General features: G+C 35.3%; 13 protein-coding genes. 4 read left to right on the plus strand and 9 right to left on the minus strand.

Annotated elements, in window-relative coordinates; genetic code table 11:
- Position 1: 1 nt before the first annotated feature.
- The 3 genes from ACLU24_RS01600 to ACLU24_RS01610 form a co-directional block, all read right to left on the minus strand.
- On the minus strand, positions 2 to 793 hold the full coding sequence (locus ACLU24_RS01600; protein WP_412609855.1) for a hypothetical protein: 792 nt from the start codon (positions 791 to 793) through the stop codon (positions 2 to 4).
- The gene (locus tag ACLU24_RS01605; protein ID WP_412609857.1) at positions 793 to 2,580 is read right to left on the minus strand and encodes a hypothetical protein; all 1,788 of its coding nucleotides are present in this window, start codon (positions 2,578 to 2,580) and stop codon (positions 793 to 795) included. Before ACLU24_RS01605 ends, ACLU24_RS01600 begins: the two co-directional genes overlap by 1 nt.
- A 464-nt stretch (positions 2,581 to 3,044) precedes the next feature.
- Positions 3,045 to 3,551, minus strand: a complete 507-nt coding sequence (locus ACLU24_RS01610) for a hypothetical protein (protein WP_412609859.1) — start codon at positions 3,549 to 3,551, stop codon at positions 3,045 to 3,047.
- 227 nt (positions 3,552 to 3,778) lie between these two features.
- Here ACLU24_RS01610 and ACLU24_RS01615 point away from each other — a divergent pair, with 227 nt between their 5' ends.
- From ACLU24_RS01615 to ACLU24_RS01630, 4 genes are all read left to right on the plus strand, one after another.
- Positions 3,779 to 4,444 (plus strand): CpXC domain-containing protein, encoded by a 666-nt coding sequence (locus ACLU24_RS01615; RefSeq protein ID WP_412609861.1) that lies wholly within the window; start codon positions 3,779 to 3,781, stop codon positions 4,442 to 4,444.
- A 275-nt stretch (positions 4,445 to 4,719) separates the two neighbouring features.
- Positions 4,720 to 5,679 (plus strand): calcium/sodium antiporter, encoded by a 960-nt coding sequence (locus ACLU24_RS01620; protein ID WP_412609863.1) that lies wholly within the window; start codon positions 4,720 to 4,722, stop codon positions 5,677 to 5,679.
- Positions 5,680 to 6,307: 628 nt separating this feature from the next.
- Complete coding sequence (locus ACLU24_RS01625) at positions 6,308 to 7,612, plus strand: MATE family efflux transporter (RefSeq protein ID WP_412609865.1); 1,305 nt, start codon at positions 6,308 to 6,310, stop codon at positions 7,610 to 7,612.
- Between the two features lie 251 nt (positions 7,613 to 7,863).
- Positions 7,864 to 8,625 (plus strand): peptidoglycan DD-metalloendopeptidase family protein, encoded by a 762-nt coding sequence (locus ACLU24_RS01630; protein ID WP_412609867.1) that lies wholly within the window; start codon positions 7,864 to 7,866, stop codon positions 8,623 to 8,625.
- Between the two features lie 437 nt (positions 8,626 to 9,062).
- On the opposite strand, the gene ACLU24_RS01635 is transcribed toward ACLU24_RS01630, so the two are convergent.
- The 6 genes from ACLU24_RS01635 to ACLU24_RS01660 all read right to left on the minus strand — a co-directional run bounded on the left by ACLU24_RS01635 (position 9,063) and on the right by ACLU24_RS01660 (position 18,442).
- Positions 9,063 to 14,978, minus strand: coding sequence for a hypothetical protein (locus ACLU24_RS01635; RefSeq protein ID WP_412609869.1), 5,916 nt, complete (start codon positions 14,976 to 14,978; stop codon positions 9,063 to 9,065).
- Positions 14,979 to 15,022: 44 nt separating this feature from the next.
- The gene (locus ACLU24_RS01640; protein WP_412609871.1) at positions 15,023 to 15,658 is read right to left on the minus strand and encodes a type II secretion system protein; all 636 of its coding nucleotides are present in this window, start codon (positions 15,656 to 15,658) and stop codon (positions 15,023 to 15,025) included.
- 21 nt (positions 15,659 to 15,679) lie between these two features.
- Positions 15,680 to 16,198: a type II secretion system protein gene (locus tag ACLU24_RS01645; protein WP_412609873.1), complete on the minus strand. Its 519-nt coding sequence runs from the start codon at positions 16,196 to 16,198 to the stop codon at positions 15,680 to 15,682.
- A 308-nt stretch (positions 16,199 to 16,506) separates the two neighbouring features.
- Complete coding sequence (locus ACLU24_RS01650; protein WP_412609875.1) at positions 16,507 to 17,028, minus strand: prepilin-type N-terminal cleavage/methylation domain-containing protein; 522 nt, start codon at positions 17,026 to 17,028, stop codon at positions 16,507 to 16,509.
- Positions 17,029 to 17,219: 191 nt separating this feature from the next.
- Positions 17,220 to 17,747: a prepilin-type N-terminal cleavage/methylation domain-containing protein gene (locus tag ACLU24_RS01655; RefSeq protein WP_412609877.1), complete on the minus strand. Its 528-nt coding sequence runs from the start codon at positions 17,745 to 17,747 to the stop codon at positions 17,220 to 17,222.
- Positions 17,748 to 17,920: 173 nt separating this feature from the next.
- Positions 17,921 to 18,442 carry a prepilin-type N-terminal cleavage/methylation domain-containing protein gene (locus ACLU24_RS01660; protein ID WP_412609879.1) on the minus strand — a complete coding sequence of 174 codons (522 nt, stop codon included), beginning with the start codon at positions 18,440 to 18,442 and terminating at the stop codon, positions 17,921 to 17,923.
- Between the last annotated feature and the right edge of the window lie 132 nt (positions 18,443 to 18,574).

The raw sequence follows: 18,574 nt of genomic DNA on the forward strand, positions 1-18,574 counted from the left end.
ATTATGCAGCTGATGATGCTGATGATGCATCTGATGTTGTTGCTACAACTTTTCCTTCTGCTGCATTAGAAGCTTCTTCAACCGCTTTTCTAATTGCATCAGGTGTTTGATCTGTTGGGAGGAAGTAATAGAGCATCAATGTAATGGAAACCTGATATTTGCCTGAGAAATAGAGAGTATTAAGGTCACCATTTACTTTATCGTTGCTTTCGCTGCTTTCATCCTTATTTGATTTAGAATCTTCTGAATTATCAACATCCTCTGCTGCGGTAGGCTTATCTTCCTTTGCTAAAGCTGAGAGACTTACATTTCCAATATAGTATGCGCCCTCAGACTGTGCCTCAAAATAATCGAGAACCGTTCCTATCTGAGTTTCATCGAGTGAATTAAATACGATAGAAATATTTGTTGAATAAAGAGGCTCACCACTTGATGACTGTCTGCCCTTACTATCAATTGTCTGTTCTGAAACGCTATATGTAGTAGGCATAACCTTTGATGCGTTAATCATATCCATAATATCTTGCGGAGATTTTGTTGCATTAATAAAAAGGTCTTTACTATCCTTTTCATATTGTGCCTTCATACTGCTTACTCTGGCCGCAAGATTTTCTCTATCTGCATAAGCATCTTGATAAATCTTAAGTTGAGAAGCATCTGCCTGGTGTTGCTTTTCAAGTTCAGGTTGCTTACTCATAAAAGGAAGCTGAACCAAAAAGAAAAATATCAATGCTACTACGACTATAAGTGCAATAACAATAATATATTTTGGGAAAGAATTTTTAGATTCCATTATTTGCTCGCCTCCTCAGTTGTGCTGGTAACTTGTGTTTTATCTGTTGTATCTGTTTTATCGGTTTTATCCGTTGTTGGATTTTCCGAAACTGTTTCTTTATTATTTTCTTCTTTATCTTTCTCTTCCTTTGCCTTTTTGATAGTATCGGCAGAAACAGATATACTCAAAGTATTAGTAACATTGCCACTTTCAGCACGAGTAGATGTCATATTAGCGCTAAGGTCGAAGTAATTTTGCTGGTCTTTGATATAATCTCTTAGCTTAACATACTGCTCAAAATCATTTGTAATAATACTAGCACTGATTGAATTGCTTGAATTACTTACATTCACATTCTGCAAAGCGCCAAGCTTCTGATGGGAAAAATCAAAGACATGGTCAAGTATATCTCCAACATGTACTACTGTTGTAGGAAGAAGATCTTTATCTGTCTGAAGATTACTCAGCTTTTGCTGATAATCGCTTTCATCTTTAAGAAGGTTCTTTGTTTCTGTAAGAATAGGGTCGTTCAAAGCATTCTGGTCATTGTTGTATCTTATATTAAGGAACATCCACCAGCCGCCGACAACAAGCATCCAAAGACCTACTGCTATTGCAGCACCTGCTGCAATCTTGCCACCAAGAGTTGAATTTTTCTGGAGGTGTGCCATTCCTGATTCACCGCCGAGGAAATTGCCCTCACCGGTTCTCATATCAAGGATAGCATTGAGCGTTACATAGCAACAAGCGCTATAACCTTTATCATTAGCAACCTCCGTTACCTGAGGCGGTACTATACCCTGTGTATAGATTGTTGAAACATTTTCAATAGGAGCTGTAAGACCGATAGAACGGCAATAATTAGAAAGATTTGAAAGCTTTGAAAGGCTGTCACAAATAACAATTTGGTCGATATCAACCTTTTGGGTAGAGATAACCATTCTGAGAGTTCTGAGAACCTCTCCGGCAGCATTATCGAGCATACCCATAGTTTGCTTTCTTGTATTTGGGTCATTGCAACGGTCACATACGCCAAGACCGTTTTCACGAATAAGGTCGATAGCTCCGAGAGGGCTTATACCAAACTCAAGAGAAATCATTTCAGCGATATCTTCAAGCACGCTTGAGAAAGACTGCTGGAAGATAGGAGCGCCGTTATGTAGAATTACAAGACGAGTTGCAACAAAATCAATACTGATGAGAGCTACTGTCTTTGTTGCGGAGTTCATTTGTTCCTTACCTGCATGAATAAGAGCTGTGATAGGAGGAATAATCTTGACTACATGAATTCCTTCCTTTTCAAACTCTACCTTAATATCTGCTATAGTTTTGGAACTCATAGCAAAGAGAGCTGCCTGAAGATCTTCTGATTTCTTTGCCCTGCCAAACTGATAACCATACTCTGAATGAATAATGGTATACTGGGCAATATCTCCGTGAAGAATCTTCTCAGCCTCTACACGAGCATATGCCGGAAGCATTTTTTCTTTAGCGGCAGGGTGAGTATACTCTGTGCTGACAACATTATCCTCGTCCTCTATACAAACGAAAACATCGCCAAGGTTAAGACCTATACTCTGCGCACATCTCTTTACGAATTGTGCGAGCTCGTCCGATTTTTGCATCGGATGATCCTTTAATGAATCCTTAAGTTCAAAGATTTGCGGAGCACCAAAGATTGTAGGAGTTGGCACATTGTTTTTCTTAGCCGAAATCTGAATTGTAGATTCAGGCTTGTCATATTCCGCAGGAGTAAGAATAAGAAGGCTTCTTGACACCTGCATGACAGTTGCAGTTGTTTTCATAAATACACCACGCTTTTCGTTATTTGGTTTTTATGTTTAAGGGGTTTTCCCGTTAGGGCATAATAATACAAAAACGCCAATGGTTCTAATGGGTTTTACCTATTAGAGTGGTGTTTTTGTTTCGTTTTGAACTATTTTGTGCATAATATATTAAAAAGCACAAAAATTATTCTCTATCTAAAAAATAGTTTATATAAACAGTATATATTTTCCTATTAAAAATGTCAAGCACGAACGCATAGCAAATTACACAAAATTTCATATTATAGATAAGTTATTTTATTATAGAGAAATATCTATGAATTTACCGGAAGTCATTACTTAACGGAAATATATTTTTCACAACAAAAGGCCTTTTTCTCAAGTTGAAAATTGGCCGAAAAATGGGAATGCCAATAAGCATTCCCAAAACCAATATAAAATTGCATAAATTAAAGATAAATTTTTAAATCGAATAAGAATAATTATTCATCGACATCATCTGTTTTAACATTCAAATCATCTGCATCAGATTTTTCTGATTCTGCCTTGACATCTTCTGCAGTTTCTTTGATTTCAAGAGGAGAACTTATATCTTCTGCGTTATCTGCACAGCATATAGTAATATCGCCCTCGTCCTCTTCTGAAGAATCAACAATAACCGGTTCTTCTTCGGCGGCAGGCTCTTCTGTTTTATTTGTTTCAGGAATACCATACATAATTACATATTCAAGTCTATCCTGAGCTTTTTTAAGCCTTTCCTGAGCTACATCAATAACCTTACAAAGTCTTTGAACCTCGGCACTCTCCGGGTCTCCCTTTAGGTCTTTATAAAAATGTTTTCCTAAAGCACTATATGCACGATTTAGGGTTTCTGTTTCGCTCTTGATGACAAACTTTAAACGATTTGTATACGCAATATATCTGTTTTTCTCTACAACAGTATCTATCGCCTGGGTGATTCCTGAACCAATAGTATTTAAAAAATTCATATCTATACCTCCAATTTAAATTCATATGGGTTTATTAAAATAATTATACTATAAATTTTCCAAAATTAACAGTATTATTTGCATATTTTAAAAAAAATTTATAATTTTAGGTGATTTTTCGTAATTTAAGCATTTATAAATATCAAATTTTTTTAAAAATAAGTGCAAATCGTGTTTTTATATGTTATACTGTGAAAAGAATAATTTTAATTTGGGAGTGACTTTTGATGTCAGAGAAGGTTAAACGCAACATAACTTGCCCTAAATGCGGTAATGTTAAAGAAACTACTCTTCTTTGCAGTGTGAACGCATCATCTTTTAATGAGGCTCACAAGCAAATTTTTGACGATACATTCTTTGAATGGACTTGCGAGAAATGTGGCGAAACTCGTCAGCTTCTTCACCCTTTACTTTATAATGATATTAAAAACCGCACGATGATTTATTACATTCCGAATGTTGACCGCCGTCAGCTTGTTGACGACAGGCTCGAAACGGAATTTCCTGAGCTTGCTGATGTTAAAAAACGCGTCGTGCCAACTGTTAATGCTCTAAAGGAAAAACTCTATATCTTTGACCTCGGACTTAACGATATGGCAGTTGAACTTACTAAACTCGCTGTTGCGGAACTTGTTACAAAAAGTCAGAAACTTAATGTATCTGAAGGATATCTTTCATCTTATGACGAGGAGGCAAACTCTATCGGGTTTGAATTCTTTGTAGGAGAGGCAGGCAAGCCATTTCTACAAAGCACAAGAATAGAAGTTTATAAGCGTTCGCTCGAAATTGTTGAAACATATTTTGCAGATGAGGATAACAGGCAGGGTTTCTTGGCTATTGACAGACGATGGGCAAAAGAGGCTCTCGGACAATATCGCAAGCTTAAAAAATAATTATAAATTTGGTTAATATATTTAGCAATACTACAAATTATATAAACTATATAAAAAAGTTGAACATAGTCGAAAAATGTGATATAATCAATATGTCAAGAGGGAGTAATCAATACTGCTAAGTATAGTATTTATCGTCAGTACGGCACATAGCGTTGCCCGGTAATACTTTAAATGATGAGACTCAGGGACGGTTTATTTGCCGATCCCTGAGTCTTTTAATTTTGCTATTATTTAAGCTCTCTTAAAATGTAATCAGAAGGGATTTGGGAAAAATGAATTGGAACATGGTTTGGCAGATTGTTCTGCTGATAATCGGCTTTGCGATGCTGATTAAGGGCGCTGACTGGTTTGTTGACGGTGCGGCAGGAATTGCCGACAAACTGCATATTCCACAGCTTATCATCGGACTTACAATCGTTGCTATGGGCACGAGTGCTCCTGAAGCGGCTATAAGTATTTCGGCATCTGTGCAGGGAAGTGCGGATATTGCTGTCGGAAATATTATTGGAAGTAATATACTCAATGTACTTATAATCCTTGGAATAACATCTATTATTACTCCGCTCGCTGTACAAAAATCTACTGTGAAATATGAAATTCCATTCGTTATAATCATAAGTATTATATTTGGTCTGATTGGTCTTTTTGATAATACTATTGGATTTATTGACGGTATCTTGCTTTGGGTACTCTTTATCGCTTATATTGCTTATCTATTTATTATGACAAAAAAGGGAAAAATTCAAGCTGATGAATCAGACGATGAAAATAATGACAAAAAGCCTAAAAAGGTATGGCAGCTTATTCTTTTTGGAATAATAGGTATTATCTTAGTAGTTTTGGGAAGCAACATTACTGTTAATGCCGCAACAGAAATTGCAACTATGTTTGGCATGAGCGAGAGATTTATCGGTCTTACTATCGTTGCCCTTGGTACTTCCTTACCTGAGCTTGTTACAAGTGTTACTGCGGCTCTCAAGAAAAATGCTGATATTGCTATCGGAAACATTGTAGGAAGTAATATTTTTAACATTCTTTTCGTTATAGGTACTTCTGCTCTGATTACACCTGTTGCTTATCAAAATCAATTTCTTGTAGACAGCATATTCTGCGTTGCAACTGCTATGCTTCTTTTACTCTTAGTTCTGAATAAGGATAAAAAGTTAAAGCGTTGGGGCGGAATAATTATGTTAATCTGCTATGCTGGATATTTTGTATACCTTATAAGATAAGTCTTGACCTTATATTTTAAATTTGATATAATCTAAGCAAACAAAACTAAATAATTGCTTACCGCCGGGTAAGCTGAAATAACGCTGTGCCATATATCGTTAGGCCTATGAAGATATATGTGGTGTCGGCGTTTTATTTTGTTTTAAAGCGGCTTGACAGCAAGCTGCCGCCTCCAAGACACGAAATATTTCGGCTTTGCCTCGTTCGTGGATTTGGGAAGTTTGTTGACGCGGTTAAAGAAAATGCCGATTAGTTGGCAGATTTTTTCAAGATACTTAAAACCCACCAAAGGCAGAGCCTTTGGTGGGTTTTAAGGGCAACGCCCTTAACATCTCTTGCCCCTTGATTTTCTTTGGCTATCACCAGTAGTTAAACAGGGAAACCCCTGTAAGGGTTACCTACGAAAAACATTCCAGTGGAATGTTTTTCTACCCTCCTGCGCTTTGTGGAGCATAAAGTGTTTCGCTCTCTGCGGAGAGCGACAAGGGCGTCGCCCTTGACCTATAAGCCTTTGAAAAGGCTCAAGCGGAACTTTTGGCTGTCTGGGGGAAGTTTGTTAGCTAACATCCGGGCGAACAAAATTCGCACCTACATTTAATTTATTTTAGGGAAATAAGGAATTTGATTATGGTTAAGACAAATTTGGGAGAATTTTTTAAATATACCTCGCTGAATATTTTAGGTATGATAGGTCTTTCGTGCTATATTCTTGCAGATACTTTCTTCGTTGCAAACGGCATAGGAAGTGACGGACTCGCAGCTCTTAATATTGCAATTCCTGTTTTTAGCCTTATTCAAGGCACCGGTCTTATGCTTGGAATAGGCGGTGCTACGAAATATTCAATAGCAAAAAATCAGGGCTTAAAGGAAGAAAGCAACAAGGCTTTTACACATTCTTTATGTCTTGGGGCAATATTTGCGATTACTTATATGCTTATGGGTATTTTCCTTTCTGCACCTATTGCTACACTTTTAGGGGCAAACAATGATACCTTTGAAATGTGCAAAATCTACTTACAGGTTCTTATGCTATTTTCGCCTGCATTTATCGCTAATAACATAATCTTAGCCTTTGTGAGAAATGATGGCGCTCCTCAGCTTTCTATGGCGGCTATGATTTCCGGAAGTATCTTCAACATTATATTTGATTATGTATTCATTTATCCTATGGGAATGGGTATCTTTGGTGCGGCTCTTGCAACAGGCTTTTCACCTGCGGTAAGTCTGCTTATACTCTCCGGATTTTTCATTAAAAAGCGTAACAACTTCAAGCCTATTAAATGCAAATTTTCGCTTAAATTTGGTTTGAAGATAATGTCTGTTGGCGTACCATCGCTTGTAACAGAGATTTCATCGGGAATAGTAATTTTTGTGTTTAACATCATTATGCTTCAGCTACTTGGAAATATAGGAGTGGCTGCATACGGAATTATCGCTAACATTTCGATTGTCGTAATTTCTATTTTTACGGGTATATCTCAGGGTATTCAGCCACTTATAAGCAAATATTATGGTCTTAATGACAAGAAAACTACAAATATTACTTTGAGATATGCTCTTATTACTTCTATAATTATTTCTATTGTAGTTTATGGCTGTCTATTTTTATTTTCAAATCCGATTGTATCAGCTTTTAACAGCGAAAATAATTCTTATTTGCAAGCTGCTGCAATAAATGGTTTGGAAATTTACTTTACAGGTATACTTTTTGCGGGACTTAACATAATTCTTGCGACATATTTCGCTGCAACGGACAATGCCCGACCGGCAGGTACTATTTCTATTTTGCGTGGATTTATTGTTATATTGCCGCTTGCTATCATTTTAGCAAATATTTTTGGCATAAACGGTCTTTGGATTTCATTTCCGCTTGCCGAATTGATAGTTAGCATAGTATCGTTTATCATTCTTTCTATACAACGAAAGAAATAATGCTTTTAAAAATTTTATTATGAAAGATATTCTCTGGAATATTTAAGAGAAGCTTGTTGATACAGTTTGCTCATACACTTAGTCTGTCAGCTGATTGGTAGTTACTCCGACCGCGGCAATATAAGTTAATTTAGAATATCGAGTGAGGCTTACTGAACGATTCCGCCTTGAGCGAAACTTTTGGATGTCTTAGGGGAAGTTTGTATATTCTTCGATTTTATGTCAAAACTAAAATCGGAGGTGCAATTAAGATGAAATTTAATGCTAAAGAAAAAAATAATAATCCAAAGAAAAACGCTGGCTTTTATATCGCTCTTGCCCTTTGTATAACTGCAATCGGAGGTGCGGCATGGACAACATACAGCAGCGTTTTAGATTATCAGACTCCTAAAGAAGAAAGTTCCATTCAAACTGAAAGTTCAAAACCTCAGGATAAACCTACTGACAAAACTGTAAGCGGTTTGGAATACTCAAAGCCTGAATCTAAGACTGAAAGCTCTGAAAAAACAGCTAATGCCATTCTTGAAAGTAGCATTGAAAGCTCGGAATCATCCATTGAAGAAAGTTCAAATGAATCTTCTGAGGTGAGTCCTAAAGAACAAAATGAGTTTGTAAAACCAATAGAAGGAAAGGTTATTAAAGGATATAGTCCTGAAAATCCTGTCTACTCGAAAACGATGGGGGATTGGCGTGTTCATGAGGGAATAGACATTGCTGCTGATGACGGCGAAAAGGTTCGTGCATATTCTGATGGCATTGTTAAAAAGGTGTATAATGATGAACTTTTAGGTTATAGCGTGGAAATTGAGCATAAAAACGGTATAACTATGATATATAGCGGCCTTAGTCCAACTGTACTTGTTAAAGAAGGGGAAAATGTTTCTTGTGGCGATTATATAGGAGCTGTCTTTACTATTCCAAGTGAAATTATGGACGAAGTTCATCTTCATCTTACTACTAAAAAGGACGGAAAACTTATAGATGCACAATCTATTTTAGAGCAGAATCATTGAGCACATTAAAACTAAAGTGTACAGTTTATAGAAATAAGCCTAAATTATCCATTATAACTACTATAATATCTTGCATAAAATTTTCGCAAAGCCAACAAAATTATTTGTAAGCCGCCAAAAATGTTTTTAATTTGTTCATAATTAGTCGATAATTTATTTATACTTTCTATGATTTTATGTGATATTATATTAATAAAGGGGAGAGTTGGTTACTCAGAACCAACTCATTTAGAGTAGTTTAGAACATTTGAGTATACCTCGTTTGAAGCAAAGAGCATAACAAATTCGGTTTAATTTGCCGTATTTGTTATGCTCTTTGTTATTGGTTTATTCCAATATAAAAATTGACTTATACATTATAAAAAACAAAAAAATTCCTGAACCCATTACGAGTTCAGGAATTTTTTGTTTCTGAATATTCAGAATAAATGAGCTAATTAGTTAATTCTATAAACCGGATTAGTAAGATACTTACTGTCACCACCGGTGCCAATTGAACCACTATCAACGCTCTTGAAATTTTTAGACCAATTTGAATCGAAAAGATTGTATTCTTCTGCCTTTACAGATTCATATGTACCCTGAGAAATAACAAAGCTTACCTTAGCGCCTGTGCTATCCTTATATACAACATTAACATCAGTAAGGAAAGTAATTTTTACCTTGCCCGGTATTCCGGTTGTATTATTCTTTAGAATAAACTTAGGTGATATTGTGTTACCACCGTAAACTGTAGCCGTGGAAGCAAATACGTATTCACTTGCATTCATAGATGTATTATTCTCTACATTAAGTGTACTTGTGCTTAACCAACGGAATACAAGCTTATCCATTGCTTTATAATTTCCATTAAGAGTTCCTGATGATGCTGCAAAGTTAATACTTGAGGTCGCAGTATATATTACGCCAGGATGTTGATTTATTTTTCCGTTTGTCGTCCAACCAGCGGTATCTGAATAAGGTGCATTTTTAACATAACCCTGATTTGCTTCATCTTCAAAATAAGCTTTTGCAACATCAGAATAAAGGTTTACCTTTTGAGAATTAGCTTTACTAATATCACTATCATATGTTTGATACTTTTTCATATCTATGAGATATGCACCCGGAAGAATCTTATAGTTTTTCTCTGCGCCACCATTTTTATATGTTACAGTTGTTTCATAAGTAAAGTAAACTATAAAACTGGAGGCTGTCGCTTTATCACCTATCAAAGCTTTATATTTAGGATCGGAAGGAGCAACATTTGGTTGCTTATAATTTTTAATTGAGTAAACAAAGTAGTTTTCTGGGGTATTTGCAACCCAAGCCTTCGAACCTGATTCGCTATTATCGCAAACCCATACCGAGCCACTCTTTATAGTATCTTTAGTAGCACTTCTTTCTCCGGTTGTTCCAAAATAGAAGACAACATCTTTGATTTCATTACCGTTTGGTACATTTACATATATCATCAAGTAACCGTCTCTATTTCTTGATGTAACAGGAACATTACGCTCTATGCCTAAATTATCCTTATAATTTAACCAGACATTGCTATTCCAGCCCTTTGTATCATCAAGGATAAGTATTGCACTATCATCTGTATTAGGTGTAAGCTGATCCTCTAAGGTTTCAAGTTCCTCTGCAAGGGTGATAAGCCTTGACAACGACGCACTACCGCTTCCATATTCATTTACTGCCTCAACCATCTTACTATAGAGAGCATTGAGGCTGTCTTGCGCATAGCTTACGCCTGTTGTGTTGCTTGCCTGCTCAGGGAACCAAATGCTATGTCCGCTGGAATCCTTGGTTATATACATTCTTGCATTAGAAACTGCATTATAAAGATTCTTATATGCTGTTGTCCATTGTGCAAGTGTATTAGCATCATTTTGCTGAGAAGTAGGATTTGCTGATTCTGAAGGTGAATAGTTACCAAGCATACTGAGAAGTTTATTTGGCTTATATGAATTTGTTACCTCATGAGATGATGAATTGTAATCATATATAAACCAACCATTAGCAACCGATGATGCACTTGTAATTTCTCTCTGAAGTGCTTTATATGCCGGAACATATGTAATCCAAGCCGGTGTGCCGCCCTTACCTGCGGAATAATCATAGAGGATTGCATCTCCGCCCTGAAGCTTAGTCATAGGGAGAATCTGTGTATTATCGCCTGATGTAAATTGTAAGAATGGCATATTATTAGGAACATCTATATAATATCTGCCATCATACTTCTGTGAAAGAGTTGCAACTTTCTTTTCAGTTCCCCACATAGTAACTTTCATACCACCGTGGGAAGAAGTCCATGATGAATTTTCTGTTACATAAATTCTTGTGGTTTTAGTTGTAACATTATCATCAGGGTTTGTTGTAGCAATGGAAACATTCTTAAACTTACCGCTATCCATATCTCCATTATCAAGAGAAACCCATACATCGCCCCATACCTGATGAACTTGCTTTGTCCAAACATTCTTCTGACTATTTGTATTCATAAGGCCCTTAATCTGGAATGTATAGAGGTCTGAACTACCTGCAGGAATCTTATATTCATACCAGTCGTAGTAGATTGAATAGTCTGTCTTACCTACACGACCATTACCATAGTCATTACCATTGAATACACCACCAAATGGTCTTGAACTTGAAAGCGGATTATTATATGCGTCTGTTCTACCACTACGTGTATCAGGAACATTAGTAAAGAATCTCTTTTTGCCACCAACAAAAGCCATTGCTTTATTACTGCATGAAGAATCAAAGCTAACATCTGCTGTACTAATGCTTACAGCAGAAGCAGTATAAGATGACATAACCCAGCTTGAACCGGAAGCATTAATTTGCTGTGCTGTAAAATATTTATTCTTTGATGGGTCAACTGCAAGTCTTACAATAGATGTCTTAGTTGAGTTGGCATCATAAACCTCAATTGCATTAGTATTTCTTGTATCTATGGTGATATAATAATTATCTCCATCGTCAGTCATAAGGATACGGTTTGTCTGTTTATTAAGTTCTTTATTGGAAGCATCATACTGATAGAGGTTTGCATAAAGCTCATTGAGCCAACTGGAAGCAGGTTTTTTGAAATAAACCGTAATTATAGGATTAGATGGAATATAACTATCTACATACACGCCACCTGTAATGTTACTAAGATTTTTGATAGACATATTCTGTATATCAAAAGAACTATTCATGCTTATATTTTGGATATCTGTATGAGGAGCAAGCCTTTCAAGATCTGAAAGAGATTTTGAATCGATACTTGTAAGTGGATTTGACTTATTCATAAATCTTATAACATGAGGTTCTTTTGTAATATTTATAGGCTGTGTTATGCTTTGACCATTACTGATATGGAATGTAGAACCTGAATCAAAACCAATTCTCTTGACATAATAATGTGCGGTAGCGTCTTTTGTCAACATTGGGTCTGAAGTTGCAGAAGCTGTATTAAGGCTTGAGTTTCTTGAACCCTTAACATAAGCATACTGATTTCCAGTACCACCCAATGCTGTTGATGTAACATCAGTGGAAGAATATATTGTAGTGATTTTTGCAGCTGACGCTTTATATGCTCTCAAATCTATCGAGCTATCTCTAACCTCATAATTTGAACCAATCAGGAACAGATTATTATCTAACTGGTCACCTACTGAAATATCAACAGTCTGATCAGCCTGATTTCCTATACCGCATATAATAATAACACTTGTATACTTTTGCTCGAGGTCATAATAATAATATTTTGAAATAGGGTCTTTTTTGAGTTTAAATGCTGACTTGGCATGCTCGTCTGTACTTCTAAGTGTATCGAAGCTAATATTCTGATGATTATTACCGCCGGCACCTTCCCAAGCATAGATATAATAATTACTACCATTAGAGCCAAGGCCGTTTTGGTTTATATCAAACCATACTCTCTTTTTACCTGATTCAACTTCAGGGATAGTAGTATCACTTGGTATATAAGCGAGTTCGTTAATTGCACTATTGAGATTTGCTAAATATTCATCAATCTCCGACTGATTCAATATTGTAGTATCAAGTTTATCATTAATAACTGTGATAACATTTTGGAGATTGCTTAATGTTCCCGAAACGAGGATATTTCTATCTCTTGCAATTATTTCATTAGCTTCTTGCAGTCTGTTATCAAGTGCTGTAGTATCACCTACATTTTGCACTCTTATTGCTATTTTATTAAGGTCTTGTGTAGCCTTTTGAATAGCAGTCTTATTTCTTGAATTGCTATTATATAGATTTTCTGCAGTTTGAATAGCTTGCTTAAGCTGTTCTATAAGCTTAGAACCAGGATTATTATCTCTGACAGTTCTACCATTTACAATAGCATTATTAAGATTAGTTCTATAACCTTCTATTTTCTCAAGATCATTGATTTTATTATCAATGTCTGTTGCTTTGCTATCAAGAATTTCTTGACGGACAGATGTTTTATCTCTATTAAATGCCTCTATAAAGGTTCTAGCCTGTGACATAACTATCTTAAGGGCTTCAAAACTTTCTTCTGTGTATTCATTTTCTTGATAGGTGTTAGCTCTATCATATGCCTGCTGAAGTTTAGTTATATCTGCCTCTTTTAACTTAAGATTATTCTTAGCATCAGCAATCTTAGTTACTTCATCATTATATACATTATTAGATTGAAGTGTTGTTCTATTATATACTTTCTTTGCATCATTAACAACTTGTATAAAAGAACCCCAGCTTGTAGCATCATAATCAAGCTGATATAATTGGTCTGCATCTGCAATAGCGTTTTTAAGTGCAATTTTTGCTGCCGAACTATTATGAGTTTCTACCTTATAAGATATTGATGGATTACCTGCTTGTTTTCTGTTATTAACCTTAGCATAAACGGTAATATAATCCTGATCGCCCATATGTATAGCGGCTGCCTCTTCTGTCATAAAGGTATTACCTGTATACTGATTTTGAATAATATGTCCACCTGAATCAACTGCTGGCTCCAAAACAATATAAGCTGAGTTGCCCATAATGGAATTTGAACTACCACTATTGACAGAAGCAATATTAACACTATTTTTCATCTTAGGAGAGGTAATCTGAACGGAAGCGTTATGACTACTTGATATTGTTTCACATCTTACACTCCACCAACCATAGCCGCTGTATTTTGCAGCATAAGAATTACCATCTACTTTAACTGTTGGATTTAAGCTTTCATCATTTATAGTGCTATTTTCATCTCGCATCTTAAAATAATAAACTGTTTGAGGAGCATTTGCATAGGCGACTATTCTACTTTCAAGATTTACTTTACCATCCCAATTTTGGTCATTATAATATGCAAATGTATCAAGTATTTCTACATATATATTTCTATCATTTTCATCAAAATACCAAATATTTAAAAGCTCCGGTGTCTGTGTACCATCCAGTTTTTTACCTATATCTTTACCCTGTCTTGAGATAATCATATTGAACCATGGTACCATACCCTTAGTACCACCGGCTTTGCTTGGAGAAAATGTATGTGAGAACCAATCGTTACCCTCAGAATCCATCTTAGTAGCAGGACCATCAAAGCCAGCACCAGGCGGACTCCAAAGACCTGCCGGACGAAGTTCATTACTATCTGATTTATCTCCAAGATTTTTACCGGAATGTTCAACCTTATTAGCTTGTTGAGGTGTAAGGTCTGTTACACTCTTAATCTTGCTCCAATCTGTAACACCTATATCGTTTCTTTTATAATATGACCAAGTATAGATAGCCGGAACAAAGTAATCAGTTGCATTTGGATTTTGCTTAACATGGATAGTGACATCATCACTATAGAATCTATTAGTCGTATTGGCAGGGGCAGTTGAAATTTTACGACCCATATTGCCGCCTCGTGAACCTATATCATATGTAACAGAAAGTGTGGTTGACTCTTCGTGGCCACCAAGCATATCTGCAGACTTTGCATAAGCTGTCATTGTAAGCTTTGCATCTTGATTATCATAGATAACATGAACATAGGTTTTATAGCTATTGATGTTTTGGGCATTATTCGGTGAAATAACCTTTGCACCTGATTCTGTTGTACCTCCAACATCATTCATAGCTATGTATTCTTCAAATTTATTGGTTTTGCCTGAAATAGCAGTTGTAGGGAAATCTCCCTCTTCATAGTATTTTGCTGAATAATCAAGTGCAGATTTTGCATTCAGATAAGCCTGTCTTAAATCTACATCGCCAGATGTTTTTTGTGTACTTGACACTGCAATACTTAAAATCGCAGTTGCGATAATTATTATAAAGCAAGACACAACTACGGCAACAGGAAGTGCAAAACCACGCTTATTGTTTCCGTGCATTCGGTTTGACATTAAATTATCTCCTCTCTTTATTAAAAGCTTTTATTAAGTATTTATTATGCCATTCTAAATGAAATGCAAATTGGATTTGTTGTAGCAGAACTTGAGGTGGTATTTGACAAATCATAACTCTTTGTGAAATCTGCTCCGCTATAATTATTTAAAACAACCGAACCGGTATATACATATTCCTGAGCCTCGCCATAATCATTTTTCATTGTTATGGTATATTGAGAATATTTTTTCTTTTCTGTACCGACCGAACTACTTGAAGTACTTGAACTGGAACTATCAAGCAAAACTACTTTATGTTCAAATTTTTCAATATATTTGCAATAAATTATGCTTGCAGATTTATTTTCCGGAAGACCTATTAAAAAATCAACTGTTTTTTTATTGGGGTCTATTACCATATAATAATAATTCTCTTGATAGTTAAAATTTTTCGGATTATAGGAGGCTTCTTCTTTAATTTCAGAAGCCGTACTAACAATTCTTGAATACTGCTTATCTATATTTGTTGCTTCTTGCTTACATATATCCATATCGCTGCTTGCTGTATATCTTCCGAGAGATGTTGCAATAACACTAACTAACATAGTTGAACAAATACCAAGTATTGCAATAACGACTACAAGCTCTACAAGGGTAAACCCACGCTTGCTATATCTCATTTTTCTTATGCGCTGCATAGTTTGCCTTCCTTTCTGTTTTTATTTATACATTGATGTAGCAGTTACGGTTATAAAGCTATTTTTTTCACTGCTACCTGAACAAGCAGTAGCTACATAAACTTTATATCCATTAAATTGCTTATTTAAAGCACCGTCTTTAGCTACTTCAACATTTGACATCTTTGTTACTGCAACCTGTATATCATTTGTTCCATTAGTTGCCTGGGGAAAATTGTTATCAATCTGATTGAGTACTCCATTTTTATAAAATGAAACTGATGGGCTTTGTTTTTGTACCATACTTTTTATCTCAGCGTCTTTATCGGTTATATTATCATTATTTAATATATCGTTTATACCCGAAACTATTTTATCAGCTACACCTTTTGCCTGCATAGAAGCTTGCTCTACATTCTTATTTTTGACTACTGACATATAGCCATGAACGATACCGCTCATTGCAGAGGCGAAAACTATGGAGATAAGTGTAATTGCCACAACAAGCTCAACAAGTGTCATACCTTTCTTAGTTTTTCGTAACCGTTTAAATTTTTTCATTATTGAATACACACCTTTCGGAGCTTTTTAAATTTACATAGAGTAACTCATTTTTATAGAATTATACTTATTACTATTATACTACAACTTCAAGGCGAATCAAGAATAATTCGCTACAATCTTTAACAAAAATTATCGTCTTTCTTTGTAAAAAATTACCACTATACCCAAACAACACACTCCATTTTTATTTATGTATATATATTTAAAAACAATAATAGTAATTTAGTATAGTAAAAATTATAGTTTTTTACAAATAAAAAGCTCTATTGAAACTACAATAGAGCTTTTTTATTTAATTAAAGTATTTAATAAAGATAGCCTAAGGTTAGAGTATCAGTAGTTTTTACAAATTTACAGCCAGCGGAATCAGGAAAATTACCATCTTCAGAATAATATATAGTTCCTACACTATATTTAGTTGAATCTGAAGTATGATTGCAATAATAAAAATTATCGCAGTTTATAGATTTCAAACCATTATATAATTTAACATTTGCTATTGTAACATTATCCGCAGCAGCAATTCTATCATTAAGGCTGGCACTTTTAGGTTCTGCATAAGTTACATCTGAACCATCAGCATTTTTAGAATCAGTATTATTTATTGTTCCAAGCCTAACTTCTGAATACATAATTTTACATTTTTCATTTAACATTCTTGCTTGCTCATCACCGGAAGCATCTGTTGCTGACGCCATAATCCCCATAAACAATGGCACTGCAATAGCCGCAACAATTGCAAGGATTGCAATAACAACAACCAACTCAACAAGTGTAAAAGCCTTCTTAGAATTTTTTACAGTATATTTCTTCAATGTGTTCACCATTTTCTCCTTAAAATAATATAAATTCTGTAGATATAAATAATTTTAAATATATTTTTCAAATATAGTATAGTATATAAATTATTGAATTGTCAATTAGTAATATTTATAAATTATATGTATTTTTATAGTGTAGTTTATACACAAATTTTGAAATACGAAATTTTAATATAAACTGAGCTTTAGAAAATATATTAATAGGAAAGAATTGCATTAATTTTTTCTGTTCCAGTTGTTAAAACATTAATGGCTGAACCATTCGCCGTAGCAGTAATGGTATGACCCTCGCCATCAACCGCAGCTACAACCGAACCACCGGCATAACCAAAATCTTTACCTATAATGCTTGAGCTAAGTCTATCCCAGATTCCTGCATATTGCATAGCCTGTTGAACAGTAGCATGTCTATTGGCATAAGCCGCTCTTTCACCATTGCTTGAATTTTCTGATGGAAAAGAAGCGCCTGCAACTGACGCTACATTTGAAGGGAGATTGCTTTGATAAATTGTGCCATTAACAATACCTGAATGGAAAGTTTTAACTGCACTATCAATACTTGCTGCATCTGTTTCCACCTTAGATTCAGTAGCACTATTGGTAATACCTATAACTGCCGGAATAGCAATAGCCGCAATTACAGCAAGTATTGCTATAACGACTACAAGTTCTACAAGTGTAAATGCTTTTTTAGAATTTCGCACAAATCTTGCGGTTAATTTCATAGTTAACACCTCCATCCATAAAGACAGTATATATTTAAGTATAGATTAAAGGCAATAACTTGTCAATCGGTGTATTAGTAGAAATATATAATATTTTTTATTTAAATATTACAAATAAAAATTTGGACAAAACAAAAGCCCAGCCGAAGCTGAGCTTTTGAGTTAATTTTTAATTAGTGATGAACAATTGTGCCAAGTGTTATTGTACCACTATTAATTCTTGTGATTGTAGAACCACCAGCTGTTGAACTAAGTACAGAACCGTTACCATCAACTGCTGCTACAACTGAACCATCAGCATAACCGAAGTCGCCGCCTGTAACCTTGCTGCTAAGTCTATCCCAAATGCCATCCCATCTCATAGCTTCTTCAAGTTTAGCTGTATTATTAGCATAAGCTGTTCTTGCACCATTTGCTGCATTTGCTGCAGGAACAGAATAAGAAGCGATTGAAGAAGGTTTATTAGAAGCATTTACAGTACCAGCTGTGATAGCTGCCTGATAGTTCTTAACTGCTTGGTCGATGCTTGCTGCATCTGTCTGAGTTGAAGACTGGGAAGCACTATTGATGATACCAATAACTGCCGGAATTGCGATAGCTGCGAGAACTGCGAGAATTGCGATAACAACAACGAGTTCAACGAGTGTGAAACCTTTCTTAGACTTCTTTGCGAGTAGTTTCTGTTGGAGTGTCATTTTACATTACCTCTTTCTTAAAATAAAATTTTTCTTATGAGACGAGGTTCTTGAAGGGGGTGAACCGTTCATCTCTGTTGTGTCTATATATTAACTCATTATGAACGGAATGTCAACACTTTTTCTAAAGTT

The organism is Pseudoruminococcus sp. (assembly GCF_047012705.1).
Classification (GTDB): Bacteria; Bacillota; Clostridia; order Oscillospirales; family Acutalibacteraceae; genus Pseudoruminococcus.